The sequence below is a fragment of the Bacteroides sp. GD17 genome (genome assembly GCF_038448625.1).
Lineage (GTDB): Bacteria > Bacteroidota > Bacteroidia > Bacteroidales > Bacteroidaceae > Bacteroides.
The window spans coordinates 1-24,271 of the sequence record NZ_JBCEZS010000008.1 but is presented as its reverse complement, the minus strand read 5'-3'; the positions used below and the strand labels follow the sequence as shown (position 1 = coordinate 24,271).

The window sequence follows — 24,271 nt, the reverse complement described above, 5'->3', positions numbered from 1 at the left end:
ATTAACGTAAATCCTTAAGAAACATGAGTTTATACGAAGGAGCGGTTAAAAAACCGATTATGACCTCGCTCTGCTTCCTGGCAGTAGCGTTATTTGGTCTGTTCTCTTTATCGAAATTGCCGGTAGACCTTTATCCGGATATTGAGACCAACACCATTATGGTGATGACCTCGTATGCGGGTGCCAGTGCATCGGATATTGAGAACAACGTGACCCGTCCGTTGGAGAATACGCTGAACTCTGTCAGCAATCTGAAGCATATCACCTCCCGTTCATCAGAAAATATCTCTGTAATTACGCTGGAGTTTGAATACGGATATGACATCGACGTGCTGACCAATGATGTGCGCGATAAACTGGACATGGTAAGTTCACAGCTTCCGGATGAAGTGGAAACCCCTATCATCTTTAAGTTCAGTACAGACATGATTCCTATCCTGCTGCTTTCTGTGCAGGCGGAGGAGAGCCAACCGGCACTCTATAAGATATTGGATGACAATATTGTGAACCCGTTGGCGCGTGTGCCGGGTGTGGGTACGGTATCCATCTCGGGTGCACCCAAGCGTGAGGTGAACGTTTATTGTGACCCCAACAAGCTGGATGCTTATAACCTTTCTGTGGAAACCATCAGTTCCATCATCAGTGCCGAGAACCGCAATACGCCGGGTGGTACTTTCGATGTGGGAAACAACACCTATTCACTGCGTGTGGAGGGTGAGTTCAAAGATCCCAAAGAGATGGAGAACATCGTGGTGGGTACGCACAACGGAGCTTCCGTTTATCTGCGTGATGTGGCAACGGTAGTAGACTCTGTGGAGGAGCGTGCACAAAAGACGTACAGCAACGGTGTGCAAGGTGCTATGATTGTAGTACAGAAGCAGTCGGGCGCCAATTCCGTAGCTATTTCGCAGAAAGTTATCGACATGTTGCCGCAGCTGCAAAAGTCGCTGCCCAGTGATGTGAAGTTGGGCATCATTGTCAATACTTCCGATAACATCTTGAATACTATTGACAGTTTGGAGGAAACCATTATATACGCCATGCTGTTCGTAATCCTGGTTGTATTTGTCTTTCTGGGGCGTTGGCGTGCTACGGTCATCATCTGTATCACTATTCCGATGTCATTGGTTGCTTCGTTTATCTATCTGGGCATTATTGACGGCGGTTCGCTGAATATTATCTCGCTCTCTTGTCTCTCCATTGCCATCGGTAATGTGGTGGATGACGCGATTGTGGTACTTGAAAATGTGACTACCCATATTGAGCGAGGGGCGGAACCGAAACAAGCGGCGGTACATGGCACGAATGAGGTGGCCATTTCCGTAATAGCCTCTACGTTGACCATGATTGCGGTATTCTTCCCGTTGACGATGGTAAGCGGTATGTCCGGTGTATTGTTCCGCCAGTTGGGATGGATGATGTGTGTGATTATGACTGTTTCCACTGTTTCGGCTTTGTCATTTACTCCGATGATGTGTGCGCAACTCTTGCGCTTGCAGAAAAAACAGAGCAAGATGTTCATTGCCTTTTACAAACCGATCCAGCGTGGACTCGACGCCCTTGATGTATGGTATCAGAATCGCTTGAACTGGGCTGTACGCCATCGGAAGACTATCGTTGTGGGCTGTGCCGTTTTCTTCGCGGCAAGTTTGTTCTGCGCCAAGTACATTGGTACGGAGTTCTTCCCGGCAGCCGACAACAGCCGTATCGGTGTGAAGCTTCAGTTGCCTATCGGTGCCCGTGTGGAACGTGCGCAGGCATTGGCTTCGGAGCTGACGGATAAGTGGATGAAGCGTTACGAAGGTGTGATGAAAGTCTGCAACTATACTGTGGGACAAGCCGACTCGGACAATACATTCGCTTCTATGCAGGATAATGGCAGCCATATCATCAGCTTCAACATCAGTTTGGTGAGTCCGGGTGACCGTGATGTGACGCTGGAGGCAGTCTGCGATGAGATGCGTGAAGACCTGAAAGCCTATCCCGAGTTGGACAAGGCGCAGGTAATTCTTGGTGGTAGTACCGGTGGCATGAGTGCCCAGGCCAGTGCCGACTTTGAGGTTTACGGTTATGACTTTACTGCTACCGACCAAGTATCGGCCGAACTGAAAGAGAAGTTATTGCAAGTGAAAGGTGTGAGTGAGGTAAACATCAGCCGTCAGGATTACCAACCCGAATACCAGGTGGACTTCGACCGTGAGAAGTTGGCATTGCATGGTCTGAACCTGTCGACGGCTTCGAGCTACCTTCGTAACCGCGTGAATGGTGCTTTGGCTTCCTATTATCGTGAGGACGGTGACGAGTACGATATCCGGGTGCGCTATGCCCCTGAGTTCCGTACCAAGATTGAGGATCTGGAGAATATACTTATTTATACTCCTTCCGGAGAAGGCATCCGTGTGAAAGATCTTGGTAAAGTAGTCGAGCGTTCGGCTCCTCCTACTATCGAGCGTAAAGACCGTGAACGTATTGTAACTGTATCTGCTGTCATCTCCGGTGCTCCGCTGGGCGATGTTGTGGCCGAAGGTAATGCCATTATCGACAAGATGGATCTTCCGAGCGGTGTTTCTATCCAGATTTCGGGTTCGTACGAAGACCAGCAGGATTCGTTCTCCGACTTGGGTACACTGGCCGTACTGATTGTCATTCTGGTATTTATTGTGATGGCAGCCCAGTTCGAGTCTCTGACCTATCCGTTCATTATCATGTTCTCCATTCCGTTCGCATTCAGCGGTGTGTTGATGGCGCTCTTCTTTACGGGTACAAACCTGAACGTAATGAGTTTGCTGGGTGGAATTATGTTGATCGGTATTGTGGTGAAGAATGGTATTGTGCTTATCGACTACATTACGCTTTGTCGTGAGCGTGGTATGGCGGTACTTCATTCTGTAGTTACGGCAGGCCGTAGCCGTCTGCGTCCGGTATTGATGACTACGTTGACTACCATCCTCGGTATGGTGCCGATGGCTGTAGGACAGGGCGAAGGTGCTGAAATGTGGCGTCCGCTGGGTGTTGCCGTGATTGGCGGTCTGACGGTGTCTACTATTCTGACGTTGATTCTGGTTCCTGTGCTTTATTGCTCGTTTGCCGGCATCGGTATCAAGCGTACACGTGGCAAGATTAAGAAAGATCGTGAGTTGAACGACTATTATTTGTCACATAAGGACAAGATGACGAAACCGAAGAAACAATGATTGTAACTTGTAATTAGTAATTGATATGAAATCAGTATTTATCACATTCGACCAAGCGTTCTTTGAGCGCATTATGGCATTACTCGACCGACAGAACTGTCGTGGCTTTAGCTATTGGCAACAAGTGCAGGGGCGCGGCAGCAAGACGGGTGAACCGCACTATGGCAGCCACGCATGGCCCAGTATGTGTTCTGCCATCATCACCATAGTGGAGGATGCCAAAGTAGACCCGCTACTTGATGCACTCCACAAAATGGATGTGGAGACCGAGCAATTGGGACTCCGGGCTTTCGTCTGGAACATTGAAAAGACTATTTGATAGCCCTTGAGATCTTGATAAATTGTTATCCCCGGAGAAAAAAGATGTTTTCTTCGGGGATAATTCTTTTTGTCTGTATATGTTTTTCCCTCCTATTCTCTATCTTTGCGCCCGGATTCGAGTTATGAAGAAGAATGTATTGGTACATACGGGTATATTGGCGTTCATCGTGATGGGTGCGCTGCTGTTGTTGCATCTGCTGCCGGGCATGACGATAGGCGGGCATGTGCTGAGGCGTGTGGATATACTCAGTGATATACGTCCTCCTTCTTCCAAACCGGTCAGTGAGCAACCGGACAGCCTGTTGCCTCCTCCGCCCAAGGTGAAACCTGCGTTTGTAGATACTTGCCGCTCGGGTATGACCTGCATTGAGGATTATAGCGACTCCACCCTACGGGGTATGACACTGTTCTACCGGGCACTCGATGAACTTGCCCGAAAGCCCCGGCCTGTGCGCATTGCTTATTTCGGCGATTCCTTCATCGAAGCCGATATCTTGACGGCCGATCTTCGTGAGATGCTTCAGAAGAAGTATGGAGGTTGCGGTGTGGGCTTCGTTACTATCACTTCCATGACCAGCGGATTCCGTCCTACGGTGCGTCATTCTTTCAGTGGGTGGCAGAGTCACTCTGTGATGGATTCGGTATTCTTCGACCGCAACAAGCAAGGCGTTTCGGGACATTACTTCATTCCCACCGTCGGTGCATCTGTAGAGCTGAAAGGGCAGAAGACGTATGCTTCGCGACTTGATACCTGCCAGCGTGCCAGCATCTTCTTTTATAATCGGGGAGAGGTTACTCTTTCCGTCAGTGTAAACCGGGGCGAGAGCACTACCGAGACTTTTGCGCCAATCGACGACTTGCGGGAAATGAGTGTGGAAGGCAACATCGGCTCGGTACGTTGGACGGTAGAGGGAGCTGATTCTACACTATTCTATGGGCTGGCGATGGACGGGCTCACGGGCATTGCGCTGGACAACTTCTCGTTGCGTGGCAGTTCCGGACTTTCGTTGCGTTCGGTTCCTGTGTGGATGATGCGCGAGTTTAATGAGCAGCGGCCCTATGATTTGATCATCCTGCAATTCGGACTGAATGTAGCTACCGAGCGCGGACGGAATTATGATAGATACATTGCAGGCATGCAGACTACGTTGCAGCGCTTGAAGGAGGCATTTCCGCAAGCGGGTATCCTGGTGGTCAGCGTGGGCGACCGCGATTATAAGACGGAAGATGGCGAACTGCGCACAATGCCCGGCATCAAGAATCTGGTGCGCTACCAACAGAATCTGGCAGCGGATGAGGCGGTTGCCTTCTGGAATATGTTCGAAGCGATGGGCGGAGAGGGCAGTATGGCGGAGATGGTGCATGCCAAGCCGTCTCAGGCTAATTATGACTACACGCATATCAACTTCCGGGGCGGAAAGCGCCTGGCAGGACTGATGTATGAGGCGCTGATATATGGTAAGGAGCAGTATGACAGGAGGATGGAGTATGAGGCGGAATAGACTATCGTTCGTTATCTTTTTCTTGCTGTGTTTCCTGTCCCTTCATGCCCAGGATGCACTCCCTTCCCGTTCTCTTGTCAGCAAAGCCGCGGCAGATTGTGACACCCTTTATCTCTATTCCCAGCGTACGGACACGGTTGCTGTGCCTATAGTTGTTCTGCCCACCGCTTTTCATCAGCTGAGGGAGAATGAACTGACGGACAGCCTCGGCATCCTTCGTCCCTTTTGGGAGAAGCTGCGTCTGGTTCGTCTCGGCACTTTTACCGCAGATACTCTCGGCACTTCTTCCGATACCCTCCGTATTGTGCATATTGGCGACAGCCATATCCGCGGGCATATCTTCCCCCGCACTACCGGCGAGTTGTTGCAGCAAACGTTCGGTGCCATCTCTTATACCGATGTCGGCATCAACGGCGCTTTCTGCACCACCTTCACCCGTCCGGACCGTGTGAAAGCGATTGCCGCCCTGCATCCCGACCTGCTGATACTCTCTTTCGGTACCAACGAGAGCCACAACCGCCGCTACAACGCGCAACTGCATTATCACCAGATGGACGAACTGGTGCGCATGCTTCGCGAGAGCCTGCCGGATGTACCTATGCTGATGACAACGCCTCCCGGTTCCTACGAAAGTACACGTGTGAGCCGTCGGCGCCGCACTTACAAGATTAATCCCCGCACTGCCATCACGGTGCAGACTATCCGCCGCTATGCCGATGCAAACGGCCTGGCTGTGTGGGACATGTACGAGATTCTGGGTGGCATCCGCCGTGCCTGTCTCAACTGGCAGGAGGCCGGACTGATGCGTCCCGACCATATCCATTATCTGCCCGATGGCTATCACCTGCAAGGAGAGTTATTCCATCAGGCCTTACTAAAAGCTTACAACGACTATGTGGAATAGGCTAACGGATATTTTTACTTACGACCCGCAGGCACCGATGATATTCAGTAGTGGTATTTTCCTGTGGCTGTTTGCAGCATTTATCTTCTTCTACTTGCTGCTGCAACGGCGTGCAACGGCACGTTTGATGTTTGTTACGCTGTTTTCCTATTACTTCTATTATAAGAGTAGCGGTACTTATTTCTTTCTGCTTGCCCTGGTCACGGTGAGCGATTTCCTGATAGCTCATTTTATGGACCGCACTACCACCCGCTGGCGGCGCAAAGCATGGGTGGTGCTGAGCCTCACCATCAACCTGGGATTGCTGTGCTACTTCAAATATACCAATTTCCTTTTAGATTTCTTTGCTTCCCTTACAGGCGGCAAGTTCGAGGCAATGGATATCTTTTTGCCTGTGGGCATTTCATTTTTTACATTCCAGTCGCTGAGTTATACCATTGATGTGTATCGCAAGGAGATAACGCCCCTTACCAATCTGCTGGATTATGCGTTCTATGTCTCTTTCTTTCCGCAACTTGTAGCAGGTCCCATTGTGCGTGCACGCGACTTTATTCCGCAGATACGCCGTCCGCTGTTCGTATCGCCGGAGATGTTCGGACGGGGTATCTTCCTTATTGCCAGCGGTCTTTTCAAGAAGGCAATCATTTCCGACTATATCAGTATCAACTTTGTGGAGCGCATTTTCGACAACCCTACGCTTTACTCCGGAGTAGAGAACCTGATGGGCGTTTACGGTTATGCCTTACAGATTTATTGCGACTTCTCGGGATATAGTGATATGGCTATCGGCATTGCCTTGTTGCTGGGGTTTCACTTCAATATAAATTTCGATTCTCCCTATAAGTCCGCTTCCATTACGGAGTTCTGGCGTAGGTGGCACATCTCGCTGTCCAGCTGGCTGAGGGATTATCTGTACATTTCACTGGGAGGCAACCGCAAAGGGAAAATCCGGCAGTATGCCAATCTTATCATCACCATGTTTTTGGGTGGATTGTGGCACGGTGCTTCCTGGAACTTTGTGCTTTGGGGAGTAATGCACGGGGTGGCGCTTGCTGCACATAAATTCTGGATGACGCTTACCGGACGCAAAAAAGGAGAGCGGAGCCACGGCATTCGTCGGTTCTTCGGCATCGTCATCACTTTCCACTTTGTATGTTTCTGCTGGATCTTTTTCCGTAATGCGGAGTTTTCTACTTCGATAGATATGCTGAGGCAGATATTCACTACGTTCCGTCCGCAGCTGTTCCCGCAGTTGGTAGAGGGATATTGGGAGGTATTTGCATTGATGGCATTAGGCTACTTCCTGCACTTTGTACCGGACAGTTGGGAACGTGCCTGTACAAAAACAGTAATCCGCCTCCCCCTGCTGGGAAAGGCGGTACTGATAGTTGCTGTGATTTATCTGGTCATTCAGATGAAAAGTTCGGAAATCCAGCCGTTCATTTACTTCCAGTTCTGACAAGCAGAAGGACCGGCACCGGGGAACGGGTGGCTCGACACCGGGGAACATGGCCTCCGGCACCGGGGAAGCAGTTATTGCGGAGCACGGTCATATACACTCTTGAGAGTGTATGAGGCATCGTCGGAGAAGTAGCCTTTGGTCATGACATCTATCACTTCCTTTCCATTGTTGAAATAGACTCCTGTGGCATGATTCATCAAGCCTGAGCATTCGCGTCCGGCACCGGCGTTGCCGTTGTCCCAGTAGAATACGGACATGCCATGCGTGCGTGCCGCTTTGCATACGTATTCCAGATAGTATTTGCGAAATGATTCGGGACGGCTGCTGCTGCGGTGCACGCATCCCATCTCACCGATGTATACGGGTATACCTTTCTCTACGTACGTGCTCCTCAGTGCGGTGAAGATTCCATTCAGGTGTTCTTCGTCTCCCCAATTCTCCTTCTTGCCGGTAGCGCCGGTGTGCCCCCATTCGCTGAACTTGTCTTCCAGTGCGAAGGTGGCAGGGTCGTAGTAGTGCACCGATACCAGCAGACGGTCCTTCGCCGGATCGGTGGGGAGTTTCAGATGCTTCATTGTGAGGTCGGGATTGGTGCTGTAGCCACTGATGCCTAAGTAGCGCGTGGCATTGTTCCCACCGGTAGCACGCACGGCGTCTACGAATACTTGCTGCCATTCGTTGAGTATGGCATATTGCTTGCCGCCGTCGGTGGTGTTGGTGCCCGAACCCCATCTTCCGTCGTGTATTTCGTTGAGGCCTTCGAATATCAGAAAGTCCCCTTTTTCCTTGAAGCGTTCGGCTATCTGTGTCCACATGGCTCTGAGCTGTTCTTTGATGGAGGTGTTGGCGGTTTCGTCTTTCGCAGCTGCTACGATGTCGAGCCAGTGGTGCTCCTCAGAGCCGTCTCCATTGACCTGCCGATGTCCGTCGTGGTGGATGTTGATGATGGCTTTCAGTCCGGCTTGCTCGGCATAGCCCACAACCTCTGCAGCACGTTCAAGCCAGGCGGCATCGATGGTGTAGCCGGGCGCTTCGCCCACTTTTCCCAGCCAGGTGATGGGGATGCGTACGGATGTAAATCCGGCATCTTTCACTTTATTGAGTGTTTCTTGGGTAGCTTTGCCGTTGCCCCACGAGGTTTCGTCGGCTACTTCGTTCGCATGGGCATCGAGCTGATTGCCCAAGTTCCATCCGAGTCCCAGCGCTTTCGCCACTTTCACGGCGGGCAGGTTTTCGTCTATGGCAGTTTCGTTTTCCGGTTCGTCGCTTTGGGCCTGGCCGATGGTGACGGTTTCTTTCTTTTCGCCGGCTGTGATGGTGATGATTGCTTCTCGGGCATTGCCTTCGTTGGCCTGCGCCGTGAATACGAATGAAGTAAACTCATTAAGCGGGGTACTCGACTTCAGTGTCATCCATCCGGCATCGGACTGGGCTGTGGCGGCGGGGTACGACGCTACGCTGATGATTACTTCGCCGCCGGTTGCCGGGAGGGTTTGAGACGATACACTTTTTACGGTGAGATACGGGGACTCCTCTTCGGGAGTGTTTGAAGAGGAGCAGGATAAGGTGACTGTAGCCAATAGCAGAGCCATTACCTTTTTCCGGGAGATGAATTTGGTGTTCATAAAACTTGGTATATAGATTTATGGCGGCAAAGTTAACGGCAGCAAGGTTGCAAAGAGTTTGAATGCTTGCATATCAAGGTTTGAAATCCTGCAAATCAGCTTGTGCCTGCCCTTTCTCTCCGGTATATCGGCTGGGCTGGACGCCGAAATACTTCTTGAACAAGGTGCTGAAGTATTTGGAATTGACAAAGCCCGTGCGTATGGAGACATCGGTCACCGGTACTCCTTGCAGCAGCAGGGTGGCCGCCTGCTCAAGGCGTATCATGCGGATGAAGTCCTGCGGCGTATGGCCGGTAAGGGCTTTCAGCCGCTCGTGGAAAAGGGTGCGGCACATGGCCATGTCGCGGCAGAGCCGGTCGATGTCGAATTCCAGGTTGTCCATGTTCTCCTTCACGATTCGGGTGGCTTTTTCTACAAATGCGCTGTCGGCGTCGTTGGGCACGGTAGATGGTACGGGCATCTCTTCCGGAGATTTGCCGGAGGATGCCGGTTCGTGAACCGGAGCAGCAAGGGGACGTTGCAGGGCAATCTGGGTGTAGTATCGTTGCAGCCGCTTGCGGTTGTCTATCTGCGCCCTGACCTTTGCCTTCAGCACATCTATGTCGAAGGGTTTGGTGATGTAGTCATCAGCTCCCTTCTGTAATCCTTCTATGATGGCTGTCCTGAAGCTTTTGGCGGTGAGCAGTATTACCGGTATGCCCGAGGTGGCGGGATTGCTCTTTATCCGGTGGCACATTTCGTCGCCCTGCATGCCGGGCATCATGACATCCGATAGTACTAACCCGGGATATTGGGTTTCCATGTATTCCAGTGCTTCTGCTGCGTTGGACTTGTCCGTCACCCGGTAGAGCGGTTCGAACATCCGGCGCATATAGAGGCGGAGTTCATTGTTGTCTTCCACGATGAGCAGGGTGTCTTTGTCGGAGTCATCGGATGCGGTGTCTCCGGCAAGGGCGACGGGTGCTTCTGCGATTGGGGCGGCAACGGGTGCAGCGGCATCTTCGGTGGTGGCTTTATTGAGGATGAGTGTGAATTCCGAACCTTGGTTTAGGACGGAGGCGACTTCGATGTCACCTTTCAGCAGGGCGGCAAACCGCTTGGCCTGTTGCAGCCCCAGTCCGACGCCGGAAGTGCCGGAACTGACGGCATTGCTGGCACGGAAGAAGCTGGTGAACAGTTTCTTTTGCTCTTTTGGGGAGATTCCGATGCCCGTGTCGCTTACGGTAATCTTTACTTTCTCGCCTTCGGTCTTTACGCGAATACTGATTTTACCTTCTGCCGGGGTATACTTGAGGGCATTGGATAAAAGATTGGTGAGTATCCGGTCCAACAGCTTGGTATCGGCCGACACGCATAACCGGCTGTCTATGATGTCTGCCTGTAAAGTCTGATGTTGTTGCTGGCATAGGGGTTGGAAGACTATGACAAGGTTGTCGATGACCCGGCCGAGCGGTACTGCCTCTATCCGGGGCTCTATGCCGGAATATTCCGTCCGCTCGAAGTCGAGCAACTGCGACAGCATGTCCAGCAGCTTGTTGAGGTTGAGGTGTGCGAGTCGTACGGCTTGTATAGCGCCTTCATGGAGCGTGGAGTCATGATATAGTTCGTCCAAGGGGGCTTTGACAAGCGTCAGTGGGGTGCGGATGTCGTGGGCTATGCTGACGAAGAAGGCTATCTTCTCATTCATATAGCGGCGCATCAACTGCTGCTGCTTGTTCTTTATGATTATCCCTGCGATGCTGCACAAGGTTGCGGCGTACAGCAGCCAGGCCCACCACGTATTCCACCAGGGTTGGCGGATTGTGATGTCTACCGTCCGGCTACTCAGAATGAGGCCGCTGTTGAGGCTGCGCGACCGCATGCAGAGTTTGTATTTGCCCGGTCCTACGTTGGTGTAACGCAGCTGGTCGTTGTCTTCTTGTTTGTTCCAATTACGGTCGAAGCCTTGGAGCATGTATTCGTATGTGATGTCTCCTTGATAACGGAAACTTACCGATTCGAATCCTATGGTGAACGAGTTGTGACGGTAGGATAGGGTGATGGTGCCGTCTGCCAGCATCTGCATGAGTTTCGGATGCATGGCCGTGGATTCTTCGGTGTCGATATTGTCTATCCGGAAGTTGGTGAACTGTAAGGGTGGAGCCTGATAGGAGGAGGGCAGGATGCTTGGCTTGAAGATGAGTACACCGGTGGTGCTGCCCAATGCTACGCGTCCGTCGGCCAGCATGATGGCAGCGGCGCGGTTATAAAATCTCGCCTTGACGTGCTCGAAGTTCTGGTTATACACCTTCATGGATGAATCCGGAGGAAGGCATGCCAAGCCGTGGTCGGTGGTTATCCACAACATTTGGTTGCAGTCGATGAGTAAGGCGCTCACACGGTTGGAAGGTAACCGCTGTTCGGTGGAGAATATTTTCTTTTCGGCAGTGCGCAAGTTGCACAAATAGAGCCCTCCACCATCGCTGCCCAGCCACACATGTTCGTGGTCCACAAAGGCTATAGCCTGGATGAAAGCATTGAAATCTTCTCCCTGGCTGTCGATGCTCCTGAATAGATGTACCTGTTTGTCGGTCTGCTTGTCTATCAGTACCAGGCCGTCTACTGTGCCTACGGCAATAGTGTGGGAATCTTTTTGTGCTATGCAGCGTACTTTCATTACGTTGTATGATTTCCACTGCCGGGTGGAGTGTTCCAGTCGCAGCAACTGATTGTCCATGGTGCCCACCCATAGGTCACGGTCTGTGTCGAACCGTAGTGTGGAGAGATAGTCGGAGGGCAGGTCGCTGTTGGCGTTGAGGTAATGGTGCAATATCTGTCCCTGATTGTTGAGGAGGAAAACTCCGTTGCCATAGGTACCTGCGGCGATGATGTCTTTGCAGTCGGCCGAGATGCTCAGTACTACGTTATCTGTGAGGATTTGCCTGCATTGGTTGGTATTTGGGTTATATATGCTGATACCGTTATCGGTGGCAATCCAGAGTTCTCCGTTATCCAGTTCGCAAAAGGCGTTCACGTTGTTGTCGGCCAGTGACGGTTCAATTCCCTCGCGGTGTTTCAGCAGGGTGGTAGTGGTCTCTTCGGGTGTCATGAAGAATGCGCCGCCTGTGTAGGTGCCCACCCAGATGTTGCCCTCGTGGTCGCGACACAAGGAGTATACTCCCATGGCGTTGAGCATCCGGTTGGAGCGTGTGAAGAGGGGGGAAGATTCGCCGGTGGAGCTGTTATAGGTATAAACTCCGTCACCGTCGAATCCGAGCAGGATGGTTGCCGGTGCCACTTCTACCATGGAGCGGATGGGGGTGTGGGGCAGTGGGGCGGTACTTGTCGGCAGGGATTGCCATGAACTGAGGCTGATACACCTCACGCCGCGGTTGAAGGTGCCCACCAGTAGCGTGTCGCTGCCCGAAGGCGCCAAGAGACTCTGCACGTAGGTGTCCGGACAGAGCTGATGTAGCAATTCTCCTTCTCGGGAGTAGATGTGCAGGCCGTGCGTGGTGCCCACAGCAATGCCTTGAGGCAGTTCTGTGATATATGTGACATAGTAGCCGGAGGCAATCTGTGTGGGAGTCTCGTTGGCTCGGCAGTAGTAGAGGCCGGAATCGAGTCCTATCCACATATTGTCCTGCGCGTCAATGAAGAGGTGCGAGAGGACCAGTCCGGCGCGAATGTGTTCTGCCAGGTCGAGATGAAGTTCGAATTGCTCGGTGAGCGGGTTGTATCTATAGATTCGTCCTACATTGTTATAGGCATAAAGTGAATTGTCGGGGCCTATGGCCAGCATGGTGGTGCTTCCCGAAGCATCAGATTTTTTGGGGCTCTCTCCCAGGCTGTAGCTCTTCATCGAACGGCCGTTGAAGCGGTTGATACCATCAAGTGTAGCCATCCATATAGCTCCCGATTTATCTGTGGTGATGGAGAATATACGCAGGCTGTTCAGTCCCTCTTTGGTACCAAGTTGCAGGCTGGAAAATCGCCGGGCATACCTTTCTGCATTGGCTGTGGCGGCAAACAGCATGAGAAAGAGTAGGGTCAGAGCCAGTACAGCTCGTTTGGTGGTGTGGTGCATTTACTGTGCAATGTTGATTAACAGATGCAAAAATACACTAACTGCCTGAATGTTCAAAGCAATCATTCTGATAAGTTTCAGGATTTGTTTGAAAATTAATTCATAATATTCCTGTTTTTATCTGCTAACTCAGCGACCTTCCGGAGGATATGTAGAGGTTCAAACCCGATATGTAGGGATTCAAACCTGTCGGACGGATATTCTGATGACCTTTGTGCCCGAACCGAGAATCGATTTACCAATTTTTATTAATAATATTATGAAAGTAAAGAATTGCAAGAACACGTTACTCTGCGGCACACTTTCCCTTTGTTTATGGGGAGGCTTTTTGCCGGTGAAGGCTGCTTCATTTGAAAGGTTTGCCATCGAACAGCAGAGCAAGAAAGTGACAGGTACTGTGAAAGACGAGTTTGGACCGGTGGCAGGTGCCTCGGTCGTTGAAAAAGGAACCGGTAATGGCATTGTTACCGACCTGGACGGAAAATTCAGTTTGGACGTCGCTTCAGGCGCCACGTTAGTCATCAGTTTTGTGGGGTATAAGCAGCAGGAGGTGAAAGTGGGCAATGCCCCGCTGAACATCACGCTCGAAGAAGACAGTAAGCTGCTGGGTGAAGTTGTGGTGACAGCTTTGGGCATCAAGCGCGAGCGCAAGGCTTTGGGATATGGTGTAGCCGAGGTGCAGGGCGAAGCGTTGACCAAAGCCAAGGAAACGAACGTAATCAATTCGATGGCGGGCCGTGTACCGGGTCTGGTGGTGAGCCAGACGGCAGGCGGAGCTTCCGGTTCTTCGCGCGTAATTCTGCGCGGTAGTACCGAAATGACCGGCAATAACCAGCCACTGTATGTGATAGACGGTGTGCCTTTGGATAACACCAACTTCGGTAGTGCCGGTACCTACGGCGGTTTCGACCTTGGCGACGGCATTTCAAGTGTCAATCCCGACGACATTGAGAGTATGTCGGTACTGAAAGGTCCTGCCGCGTCTGCCCTCTATGGTAGCCGTGCCAGTCATGGTGTGATTCTTATCACTACTAAAAAAGCCCATAAGGACAAAGTCAGTGTGGAGTACAACGGTACGCTGACCTTCGATACGCAGCTGGCCAAGTGGGATGATGTGCAGCAAATCTATGGTATGGGAAACAACGGTACTTATCCCATCAACGCCGTTTCCAGTACGAATATGAGCTGGGGTGCCAAGGCCGACGGTTCCAACATGCTGAAGTATTTCGACGGCGTGGAGCGTCCTTACCTCATCGTTCCCGACAATACTTCCCTGTTCTTCCGTACCGGTCTCACCGCTACTAACAGTGCCATCATCGGTGTGAACAACGGCAAGACCGGCATCCGTTTCACCTATACCGATATGCGCAACAAGGATATTGTACCCAAGACCCACATGAGCCGCGACATCTTCAACCTGCGTGCCAATACCACTGCCGGTAAGTTCGACCTGGACTTCAGCGGAAACTACACCCGTGAAGACGTGAAAAACCGTCCCGCATTGGGCGACAGCAAGTCGAACATTGGCAAAAACCTGATGACACTGGCTACTACCTACGACCAGGCCTGGCTCAAGTCCTACCAGGATGCCAACGGTGAGTATGCCAACTGGAACGGTATGGACCCCTATAACGTAAATCCTTACTGGGATGTCTATAAGAACTCGAACGTATCGAAGAAAGACTTGTTCCGTTTCAACGGCAAGGCTGCCTGGAACATCAATCAGCACCTGAAAGTACAGGGAACAGTGGGCGCCGAACTCAACTGGTTTACTTTTGAAGACTTCAAGGCCCCTACCACTCCGGGATATGAGTCCGGTTACCTGCAGAGCAGCAGTTTCCGCAACCGCATGTACAACTTCGAGCTTCTGGCCCTCTATAACAACTCCTGGGGCGACTTCGACTTCAATGCCACGTTGGGCGGCAACGTATACAAGGTGAACAACCAGACCATCGTCACCACTGCCAAGGACATGAAGATTCGCGATGTAGTGGCCCTGATGAGCTTTAACGAAGTCAGCGTAGAGCCTCAGAGCTATCGCAAGCAGATTAACTCCGTTTATGGTGCCATCAACCTGGGTTGGAAACACATGCTCTATCTGGATGCTACCCTGCGTGGCGACCAGTCTTCCACACTGCCCGTAGGCAATAACATGTACGTCTATCCCTCTTTCTCCGGCAGCTTCGTCTTCTCCGAACTGCTGAAGTTGGGTGATAGGCTTCCTTACGGAAAGGTACGTATGTCGTGGGCGCAGGTGGGTAGTGATACCGACCCCTATCAGCTCGGACTGGTGTATACCAAATCGAAGTTTACCTATCCCGGCTATACCATCGGTTACATCAGCAACGGCACCATCCCCAACAAGGATCTGAAGCCTACCAAGACCAACTCAATGGAAATGGGTCTGGAACTGAAATTCCTGAAGAACCGCATCGGCCTGGACTTCACTTATTACAGCCAGCTCAGTAAGAACCAGATTATGGGCATGGCCAGTTCTTCGACTTCCGGCTACGGCTATCGCCTGATCAATGCCGGTGAGATTGAGAACAAAGGTGTTGAAATAGCCTTGAACATTCGCCCCATTCAAGTGAAGGATTTCTCATGGGACTTGAACTTCAACTTCTCGAAGAACAGCAATAAGGTGAAGAGACTGGTGGACGACATGGATATGTTCGAACTGGAGAAGGCTACATGGCTCGACGTGCAGGTGGCTGCCAAGGTGGGCGAAAATTTCGGCTCCATCGTAGGCCCCGACTTCCAGCGCAACGGAAACGGTGACATCCTCATTGACCCGGCAACCGGACTGCCTATGTACGACAAGAGCAACCATGTGCTGGGCAATGCTTCCTGGGACTGGACCGGCGGTGTTTATACCAACTTCTCTTACAAGAATATCTCGCTTTCTGCCGTATTCGATGTAAAGGTGGGTGCCGACCTCTATTCCATGTCGGCACGTGCTGCCCACGAAACCGGTAAGAGCATGGCCACCCTGGAAGGTCGCGAAGCATGGTACAAGTCCGAAGAAGCCCGTCAGGCTGCAGGCTATGCCAAGGATTCTCCCGACTGGACACCCACCGGCGGTTTCATTGCCCCGGGTGTGATAGATAACGGAGACGGCACTTATCGCGAGAACGACATCGTCATCAACCCCGAAACATACTGGATGAATGTTTGCCGCAATGCGCCTTCCATGTTCATCTACGACAACTCTTATGTGAAGTGCCGCGAAATCACGCTGAGCTATACCTTCCCCACGACCTGGCTGAAGAAAGTAGTGAACGGTCTGACGGTATCGTTTGTTGCCCGTAATCCGTTCATCGTCTGGAAGAATATTCCGAACATCGACCCGGACTCCAACTATAACAATACTACCGGTATGGGTATGGAGTATGGCTCATTGCCTTCGCGCAAGAGCTACGGCTTCAATGTCAATGTAAAATTCTAAGAGACCCCGTATAATTTATCCAATACATTATTTTAAAGAAGATATATACAATGAGACATTATAAATCATATATCACAATGGCGTTGGCGGCATGTACCCTGCTTTTTGCTTCTTGTAGCGACGAGTATATGGAGAACATGAATACCGACCCCTCAAAGCCCGCCACCATCGACCCCAATGCACAGCTTACCACTGCCCAGCTCCATACTTATGGTGACCTGGAGGTGAGCGAAACTTACCGTAGTTATATCTATGCCTTCAACCAGCAACTGATGGGATGCTGGAATACCACGAACTATGGCGGTCGTCATACCCTTGACCTTAACGAGATGGGGCATATATGGAAGAACTACTATCTGAAGAATATCAAGGACCTTACCGATGCACAGGCGCGTACCATGGACGATGACGAGAAGGTGAATATCAATGCGGCTGTCCGCATTTATCGTGTCTATCTCATGTCGCATCTTACCGATATTTATGGCGATGTGCCCTACTTTGAAGCAGGAAGAGGCTTCATTGACGGTAAATTTACGCCCAGATATGATACTCAGGAAGAGATATACAATGACTTTTTCGTAGAACTTGACGCTGCAGTAACTGCCTTTGATGCTACTAAAGACCGCATTACCGGCGACGTAATCTACAGCGGTGACATAAACAAGTGGAAGAAGTTGGCCAATTCGCTTCGCCTGCGTTATGCCATGCGTATCTCTGATGCCAACCCGCAGAAGGCTCAGGAAGAATTTGAAAAAGCCTTGGCAGCAGATGGCGGCATCATTACATCGGGTGCTGATGACGCGCTGATTCCTTATTTGGATATTGCCTTCGACTTCGGTGGTGAAAGCTATACCGACTATCGTCGCAACGCTTTGTCGCAACGTCTGTATGGTAACGATCCCCGTAATAACCCCAGTTTCATCTGCTCTACTCTTTATAACCAGTTGTTCAATACCGGCGACCCCCGTTTCACTGCCATCATCCGGTTCTACTACGACCAGATTATGAGCACCACCAGTACCGAAGACCGTATCGACATTACCGAAGAGGTGCTGGCCAAGAACATGGCGCATCCGCGAGATCCGGGAGCATTCTTCTATGAACCCTGGCCCGAAGCTTATGAGAGCGACCTTATAAAAGAACTTCAGGAAAGCAATCCTGCCATTGATAAAACTTCCATGGATACCGAAACGGAACCCAAGCTGGCCAGCAACTTCCTGGAGGGTGAGAACCCCGGTGTGGTTATTACTTCGGCCGAAGTGGACTTCCTGTTGGCGGAGGCTGCCCTGAAGGGTTGGAATGTGGCAGGTTCTGTAGAAGAACATTATAAGAAAGGTGTGCGTGCCGCCATGGATTTTCTTACGGATAACTATGGCTGCGCCAAGGTGACCGATGAGGGGTTCAATAACTATATGAACAATAACGGCATCGGCTATACTGCCGAGCAGAAAAAGGCATCCATCAATACACAGGCATGGATTCTGCATTTCACCAATCCGCTGGAATGCTGGGCCAATCTGCGCCGTTCCAACTATCCGCAGCTCAAGTCGCCTGCCGAATATGGTTTCAGCCAGGTTCTGACCGGTGGGGCGGAAATTCCCGTTCGCCTTTGCTATCCTGTGCTCGAATCTTCGTACAACAAGAAGAACTACGAAGAAGCATTGAGCCGCATGGGAGGCAACAATAGCTGGAATACACCCGTATGGTGGGATAAAAACAATGCTCAATAAATTCTTATTTCAACATCAAATTAAGTATCAATATGAAAAAGATATATATCATGCTGCTTTCCCTGCTGGCGTTCAGTACCCTTTTTACGGGATGCAGCGAAGAAGAACCGTTTTCTACTGCTACGGCCAGTGACGAACCACGCATCCTCGACCCCACTTTCCCGGACAGGGTGAACGGCAATTTGCCTACGTTTGCCAATTTCAGCCGCGACGGTCAGTTTTCGATGAAACTCACTGTGACTCCCGCAGATTACACTACGGTGACTTGGTTCATCGATGGCGAAGAGGTGGCTACCGGCACCGAAATAGAGAAGGAATTCCTGGCAGGAACCTATCACCTCAAGGTGACGGTTACCACCGATGCCGGCAAATCTACTTACCGTGAAGGCCTTATTCAGGTAAATCCTTTGGCGGATGATCCCGGTGCTACCGAGGTGGCTTTTGAACGTATCGTGGCTCCCGGCAGCAAGGCTCGTCTTTATGGCAACAACCTCGACAAAGTGACGGGCATCATTATCGGAGATAAACATGCTACGGACATTGCCAGTGTGGAAGACGAAGCCGGTAACTATGTGGAATATACTGTGCCTGCCGACTTGGCGGAAGGTGATTACCGTGTTCTCTTCACCGATGCCGGAGGTAATGAGTATGGTGCCGATAAAGTAAAGGTGACCAAGGCAGCCATGATTACGGCAGGTGCCGACCGCGCCACTGCTGCTGCGGAATGGGTGATGACCGGTATTAATCTGGATATGGTGGCTTCCATCACCGTCAACGGCGTGGAAGTGACGGAATTTGTAGACCAGACTGCTGCTGCTCTTACGCTGATTTGCCCTGAAGTGGCAGAAGGAGAATATGCCGTGACCGGTAAGACCAAGGCGGGTGAAAGCGTGCAATTCTATGTCAATGGCGAAGTGTCAACGGAACGGACGGTTGTCATTTCTTCCGAGAAAGCTTTGTGGGAAGGACACCACTATGTATCTTGGGATAAAGCCGACGGCGATCCAAACAAGACATTCAACCTCATTCCTATGGAAGTGATTACTGCACTTAAACCGGGAACCGTTCTGCGTGTTTACTATTCCATAGAACCTACCGCCGAATATCATCAGATGCAGCTTGCTACCGGTTGGTGGACAGGGCTGGAGGACAAGATTGAGTTTACTGAAGGAGGTGTTTATGCACTGACCCTTACACAAAAAATTATCGACCAGATAGCGGCTGAGGCAGGATTCCTCTGCGTAGGGCATGGCTATTATGTTGACTTGGTAACTGTTCAATAACTTTTGATAGAGATTATGACAAAGATGAATAATCGCATTTCGCGGTTCGTACTATTACTTTCTGTACTGACGACAAGCCTCAGTGCACAAGTACCTTTGTATCAGAATCCCGACGCGCCCATTGAAGAGCGCGTCGAGGATGCGCTGAACCGTATGACACTCGAAGAGAAAGTGGCACTCTGCCACGCGCAAAGCAAGTTTTCCTCAGCCGGTGTGCCTCGTTTGGGCATCCCCGAAGTATGGATGAGCGATGGCCCCCATGGCGTCCGTCATGAGTTCGAGTGGAACACTTGGAACTATGCCGGTTGGACAAATGACTCTATCACGGCTTTTCCTGCCCTTACGGCTCTTGCCGCTACCTGGAATCCGGACATGGCCGCACTTTATGGCAAGTCCATCGGTGAGGAGGCACGCTATCGCGAGAAAGACGTGTTGTTGGGACCCGGCGTCAATATTTACCGCACTCCCCTCAACGGACGCAACTTCGAGTATATGGGCGAAGACCCCTATCTGGCTGGGGTGATGGCAGTGCCTTACGTCAAGGAGTTGCAGAAAAACGGTGTTGCCGCTTGTGTCAAACACTTTGCACTGAATAATCAGGAGCAGTGGCGCGGCACCGTCGATGTGGAAGTGAGCGACCGTGCCCTTTACGAAATCTATCTGCCTGCTTTCAAGAAGGCTATAGTAGAAGGAGGAGCATGGGGTGTCATGGGTGCTTATAACAAGTACCGTGGTCAGCATTGCTGCCACAATGCCCGTCTGCTCAATGACATTCTGCGCGGCGAATGGGGATTCGACGGTTGCGTCATTACCGACTGGGGAGGTGCCCATGATACCAAGGAAGCAGCTCTTAATGGACTCGACATCGAAATGGGGTCTTACACCAACGGCCTGACTTCGGATAACAGTTTGGGCTATAACCGGTACTATCTGGCCGATCCTTACCTGGAAATGCTGAAGAAGGGAGAACTGCCGATGTCGTCGGTAGATGCGAAAGCAAGGAATATACTCCGTCTGATTTTCCGTACTTCGCTCGACCGGGATAAACCATACGGTTCACTTTGTACTAAGGAGCATTACGATGCTGCCAAGGCTATCGGTGATGAGTCCATCGTGCTTTTGTATAACAATGGCATCTTGCCCTTGCAGGGCGATAAGTATGGTAAGATTCTGGTGGTGGGCGACAATGCCACCCGTCGGCTTACCGATGGCGGCGGTTCGTCGGAACTCAAGCCCAAGGATATGATTTCACCGCTCGACGCATTGCGTACCCTTTATGGCGACAAGGTAGAATATGCCCAGGGGTATGCTTGCGGGCGTCCCTTCTTCGGGCATGAAGAGGTGATTCCGCAGCAGGTGATGGATTCTTTGTGTGCTGAGGCTGTGGCTAAGGCGCGTCAGGCGGATGTCATCATCTATGTGGGGGGCTTGAACAAGAATGCCTTTCAGGATTGCGAGTCTACCGACCGCAAGTCCTATAACCTGCCTTTTGGTCAGGATGAACTGATAGAGGCGCTCGTGGCGGTCAATCCCAATCTTGTGATTGCCAACATCAGCGGTAATGCTTATGCCATGCCTTGGCTGAAGAAGGTTTCCGCTGTGCTGCACATATCTTATCTGGGCACTATGGGCGGTGCGTCTATCGCTGATGTCATCAGCGGCAAGGTGAATCCGTCGGGAAAACTTCCCTATTCTTTCCCGGTGAAACTGAGCGACTGCGCTGCGCATACCTATGGCGAAGGTGCTTATCCGGGCATTGATGCCGGTAGGGAAGCGGACAACTCCCTGACAGACTATCAGCGTAATGTGGGCGTCAGCCCCAGGGAAGAATATAAGGAGGATATCCTGGTGGGCTATCGCTGGCACGATACCAAAAAGATTCCTGCTCTTTTCAGCTTCGGACATGGGCTGAGCTACACTTCCTTCGAATACGGAAAATCCCTACTGTCGGCGAAAGAGATGGACGAAAAGGGGAGTATTAAAGTTACGGTGCCTATAACCAACACCGGTACGAAGAGTGGCAAAGAGGTGGTACAACTCTATCTCGGAGATCCGAAGTGCAGTGTACTTCGTCCGCTGAAGGAGTTGAAGCACTTTGCCAAAGTAGCAGTTGCTCCCGGTGAAACTGTTCAAGTGGAATTTGTCATTACCCCCGATGATCTCAAGTTCTACGATGAGGCTAGCCGCCAATGGGTGGCAGAGCCGGGAGTGTTCAATGTGTATATCGGAGCTTCATCTGCCGATATCCGCTGCAAGCATTCTTTTAAGTATCTGTCCGGCCTTTGATAATATATATATGGGCTTGTCCGACTGCTCGGACAAGCCCTTTTTTCTATTCCACTGCTGAATCGGCAGGGCGTTCTTCCTTCTTCTCGAACGCATGCTTGCAGTAATTAACTCCGTCTCTGTCATAGAACTTCACAAGGCGCGGCAGGCGCTGGTTCAGGAAGTCCTCGTAATTCTTTTTCTCCGGTTGCATCCACTGTACTTCGGCAAGGGCAGCCATGCGGGGAAGTACCATATACTCTACATGTTCGGGAGTAGCAATGTATTCGGTCCACAGATTGGCCTGTGCGCCGAGGATGTGCTTGGCTTGTTCTTCGGTGAGCGAGGCGGTGGGTTCCAGACTGTATACTTTTTCCAATGGCACATATCCGCCGATGCCGAGGGGCTCGTTGGCGGTGTCGTCAGTCTGGTAGTAGTCGAAGTAACAGAAATTGTTGGGCGTCATGATGACGTCGTGTCCCAGTTGGGCGGCTTTGATGCCTCCGGCAGAACCGCGCCAAGACATGACGGTAGCGTTCGGGGCGACGTCGCCTTCCAAAATCTCATCCCAGCCGATGATGCTGCGTCCCTTTGAGTTGAGGAACTTCTCGATGCGCGTCATGCAGTAGCTTTGCAGGCGGTCTTCGGCGGTATGTTCCTTGTCGGCTTTCAGACCTTCGGCTTTGATGCGTGCCTGGCACTTTGGACATTTCTGCCAGCGGGTGCGCGGTGCTTCGTCACCGCCGATGTGGATCAGTTTGGAGGGGAATATCTCGATGATTTCGGCCATCACGTCTTCCAGAAATTGCATGGATTGTTCGTTGCCGATGCACAGCACATCTTCGAATACGCCCCAGCGCGGACATACTTCGTACGGGCCGCCGGTGCAACCCATTTCGGGGTATGCGGCAAGTGCGGCCAGCATGTGTCCGGGGAGGTCTACTTCGGGGATGACGGTGATGTAGCGTTCCTGAGCGTACTTCACTATCTCGCGGGCTTGCTCTTGGGTGTAGAATCCACCATAGGGAGTGTTGTCATACTCTTGGGTATTCCGGCCGATGACGGTGCGGTTGCGTATGGAACCTATTTCGGTCAGTTTGGGGTATTTCTTTATTTCGATGCGCCAGCCCTGGTCTTCGGTGAGGTGCCAGTGGAAGGTATTCATGTTGTGCAGCGCCAGCAGGTCGATGTATCTTTTGATGAACTCGACGGGGAAGAAGTGGCGGCCTACATCAAGGTGCATGCCCCGGTAGGCAAAGCGGGGAGCATCCTTGATGGTACCGGTGGGCAACAGAATGTTTGCTGTCTCCGTATCGGTGGGAGGCATGGATTTACGCAGAGTCTGGATGCCGTAGAATACTCCGTTCTCGGTCTGTCCCTTGATGGTGACTGCTTCGGGGGTTACGTCGAGTACGTAACCTTCTTTATTTTCAATGCCGGGGTCGAGGCTCAGCATGATGGATTTCTTTCCGGCTGCTTCGCCCGGGGCGATGGCTTTGGTTTTCGGGGTTCCGTTTATCACCTGGCCTATGTATTGCGCCAGGAACTCGGCATTGCGCTTCAATAGGTCGTTTCCTTCGGGATAGGCGATGGTGGTGCTTTTACTCAGTCGGAACGAGCCGTCTTGGGTCGGATTTACCTCTTGGGGGAGGGGAACGATTGTTTGGAAGTTTGCTTCTACACTTTTTTGGCAAGATGAACAAGCCAAGGCGATGACGCCTGCAAGGAGCATTTGGTTAAGTTTTCTCATAATACTGTATTGATTAAGTTAGTAGCGATCTTTCGCTGCCCCAAAGATAATCATTTTAAGGATTCATTCGAATAAATAGATACTACATCTTATTAAAAGTCCGTGTTCATCCGCTCAGTCCGTGTCGTCTGCGTATCTCACCGCTAAATTCCCACTTCCTTGGGCTGATAATTCTTGAGACATAAGAACAAAAGAACGGATTTAAGATGATTCTTTCTTTTGTTCTTATGTCTTAAACAAAATTATCCCTAAATAGCCTAAGAACTAACCGCAAACTTACTAATGGTTAGGACTGTAGTTACTACTTATTAATCTTACTATATCCATGTAGTTTTCTTACAATAATAATGTTGCTTTCTTACAACAGCTGTTGTAAGAAACTTCTATATCTGTAGTAAGAATAGTTTTTAGTAACTTTGCGTTCAGTTTATACTGCTTCCGAGGCTAGTTCTTCCCCTGTTTTCAGTTAGTTTTTCCCGGTCTTTCCATAAGCATTTAATATATAGCGAATTCTGAGCATTCGACCGTCGCGCTACTTCCGACTTACAGGAATTCGTCTCATCCGGTTTCATTCGCCGTCGTGGTGCCGGCCGTTCCGTGGTCTACATCCGTTCCTGATATTTGCTTGTTCCCATGCGCGCACGTATATATATAATGTATGCCTTCCGTTTCCTTATACATTATCTTCGAAAAATTATGTTCTACAACATGCTTATCAATCAGC

Annotated in this window: 12 protein-coding genes; 9 read left to right on the top strand and 3 right to left on the bottom strand. The window is 51.0% G+C overall.

Annotated features, from left to right (window positions below; all coding sequences use genetic code 11):
• Nucleotides 1-23 precede the first annotated feature (23 nt).
• The 5 genes from AAE250_RS13780 to AAE250_RS13760 all read left to right on the top strand — a co-directional run bounded on the left by AAE250_RS13780 (nucleotide 24) and on the right by AAE250_RS13760 (nucleotide 7,380).
• The gene (locus AAE250_RS13780) at nucleotides 24-3,194 is read left to right on the top strand and encodes an efflux RND transporter permease subunit (RefSeq protein WP_294601820.1); all 3,171 of its coding nucleotides are present in this window, start codon (nucleotides 24-26) and stop codon (nucleotides 3,192-3,194) included.
• Between the two features lie 25 nt (nucleotides 3,195-3,219).
• Entirely contained in the window at nucleotides 3,220-3,513 is a 294-nt protein-coding gene (locus AAE250_RS13775) for a PG0541 family transporter-associated protein (protein WP_294601818.1), read from the top strand.
• 124 nt (nucleotides 3,514-3,637) lie between these two features.
• Nucleotides 3,638-5,017 (top strand): SGNH/GDSL hydrolase family protein, encoded by a 1,380-nt coding sequence (locus AAE250_RS13770; RefSeq protein WP_294601816.1) that lies wholly within the window; start codon nucleotides 3,638-3,640, stop codon nucleotides 5,015-5,017.
• On the top strand, nucleotides 5,004-5,921 hold the full coding sequence (locus tag AAE250_RS13765) for an SGNH/GDSL hydrolase family protein (protein ID WP_446715759.1): 918 nt from the start codon (nucleotides 5,004-5,006) through the stop codon (nucleotides 5,919-5,921). The genes AAE250_RS13770 and AAE250_RS13765 overlap by 14 nt, the downstream gene beginning before the upstream one ends.
• Nucleotides 5,911-7,380 carry an MBOAT family O-acyltransferase gene (locus tag AAE250_RS13760; protein WP_294601814.1) on the top strand — a complete coding sequence of 490 codons (1,470 nt, stop codon included), beginning with the start codon at nucleotides 5,911-5,913 and terminating at the stop codon, nucleotides 7,378-7,380. Before AAE250_RS13765 ends, AAE250_RS13760 begins: the two co-directional genes overlap by 11 nt.
• A gap of 74 nt (nucleotides 7,381-7,454) precedes the next feature.
• Here AAE250_RS13760 and AAE250_RS13755 read toward each other — a convergent pair whose 3' ends face one another.
• The gene (locus tag AAE250_RS13755) at nucleotides 7,455-9,008 is read right to left on the bottom strand and encodes a cellulase family glycosylhydrolase (RefSeq protein WP_294601812.1); all 1,554 of its coding nucleotides are present in this window, start codon (nucleotides 9,006-9,008) and stop codon (nucleotides 7,455-7,457) included.
• Between the two features lie 73 nt (nucleotides 9,009-9,081).
• The gene (locus tag AAE250_RS13750) at nucleotides 9,082-13,074 is read right to left on the bottom strand and encodes an ATP-binding protein (RefSeq protein WP_294601811.1); all 3,993 of its coding nucleotides are present in this window, start codon (nucleotides 13,072-13,074) and stop codon (nucleotides 9,082-9,084) included.
• A gap of 259 nt (nucleotides 13,075-13,333) precedes the next feature.
• Here AAE250_RS13750 and AAE250_RS13745 point away from each other — a divergent pair, with 259 nt between their 5' ends.
• From AAE250_RS13745 to AAE250_RS13730, 4 genes are read left to right on the top strand one after another with little or no spacing between them, the layout of a single operon-like run.
• Nucleotides 13,334-16,519 carry a SusC/RagA family TonB-linked outer membrane protein gene (locus AAE250_RS13745; RefSeq protein ID WP_294601809.1) on the top strand — a complete coding sequence of 1,062 codons (3,186 nt, stop codon included), beginning with the start codon at nucleotides 13,334-13,336 and terminating at the stop codon, nucleotides 16,517-16,519.
• Nucleotides 16,520-16,569: 50 nt separating this feature from the next.
• Nucleotides 16,570-18,249 (top strand): SusD/RagB family nutrient-binding outer membrane lipoprotein, encoded by a 1,680-nt coding sequence (locus AAE250_RS13740; RefSeq protein ID WP_294601807.1) that lies wholly within the window; start codon nucleotides 16,570-16,572, stop codon nucleotides 18,247-18,249.
• A gap of 32 nt (nucleotides 18,250-18,281) precedes the next feature.
• Nucleotides 18,282-19,532 carry a hypothetical protein gene (locus AAE250_RS13735; protein WP_294601805.1) on the top strand — a complete coding sequence of 417 codons (1,251 nt, stop codon included), beginning with the start codon at nucleotides 18,282-18,284 and terminating at the stop codon, nucleotides 19,530-19,532.
• Between the two features lie 24 nt (nucleotides 19,533-19,556).
• On the top strand, nucleotides 19,557-21,818 hold the full coding sequence (locus tag AAE250_RS13730) for a glycoside hydrolase family 3 C-terminal domain-containing protein (RefSeq protein ID WP_294601879.1): 2,262 nt from the start codon (nucleotides 19,557-19,559) through the stop codon (nucleotides 21,816-21,818).
• A gap of 46 nt (nucleotides 21,819-21,864) precedes the next feature.
• Here the strand turns inward: AAE250_RS13730 and AAE250_RS13725 are convergent, their stop codons facing one another.
• Nucleotides 21,865-23,547, bottom strand: a complete 1,683-nt coding sequence (locus AAE250_RS13725) for a beta-N-acetylhexosaminidase (protein ID WP_294601803.1) — start codon at nucleotides 23,545-23,547, stop codon at nucleotides 21,865-21,867.
• Nucleotides 23,548-24,271 lie beyond the last annotated feature (724 nt).

What these genes read in the sequence shown, in the direction of transcription:
- AAE250_RS13745 (WP_294601809.1), top strand. Translation starts at nt 13,334, where the DNA reads ATGAAAGTAAAGAATTGCAAGAACACGTTACTCTGCGGCACACTTTCC.
- AAE250_RS13725 (WP_294601803.1), bottom strand. Translation starts at nt 23,547, where the DNA reads ATGAGAAAACTTAACCAAATGCTCCTTGCAGGCGTCATCGCCTTGGCT.
- AAE250_RS13765 (WP_446715759.1), top strand. Translation starts at nt 5,004, where the DNA reads ATGAGGCGGAATAGACTATCGTTCGTTATCTTTTTCTTGCTGTGTTTC.
- AAE250_RS13740 (WP_294601807.1), top strand. Translation starts at nt 16,570, where the DNA reads ATGAGACATTATAAATCATATATCACAATGGCGTTGGCGGCATGTACC.
- AAE250_RS13770 (WP_294601816.1), top strand. Translation starts at nt 3,638, where the DNA reads ATGAAGAAGAATGTATTGGTACATACGGGTATATTGGCGTTCATCGTG.
- AAE250_RS13755 (WP_294601812.1), bottom strand. Translation starts at nt 9,008, where the DNA reads ATGAACACCAAATTCATCTCCCGGAAAAAGGTAATGGCTCTGCTATTG.
- AAE250_RS13730 (WP_294601879.1), top strand. Translation starts at nt 19,557, where the DNA reads ATGAATAATCGCATTTCGCGGTTCGTACTATTACTTTCTGTACTGACG.
- AAE250_RS13775 (WP_294601818.1), top strand. Translation starts at nt 3,220, where the DNA reads ATGAAATCAGTATTTATCACATTCGACCAAGCGTTCTTTGAGCGCATT.
- AAE250_RS13760 (WP_294601814.1), top strand. Translation starts at nt 5,911, where the DNA reads ATGTGGAATAGGCTAACGGATATTTTTACTTACGACCCGCAGGCACCG.
- AAE250_RS13735 (WP_294601805.1), top strand. Translation starts at nt 18,282, where the DNA reads ATGAAAAAGATATATATCATGCTGCTTTCCCTGCTGGCGTTCAGTACC.
- AAE250_RS13780 (WP_294601820.1), top strand. Translation starts at nt 24, where the DNA reads ATGAGTTTATACGAAGGAGCGGTTAAAAAACCGATTATGACCTCGCTC.
- AAE250_RS13750 (WP_294601811.1), bottom strand. Translation starts at nt 13,074, where the DNA reads ATGCACCACACCACCAAACGAGCTGTACTGGCTCTGACCCTACTCTTT.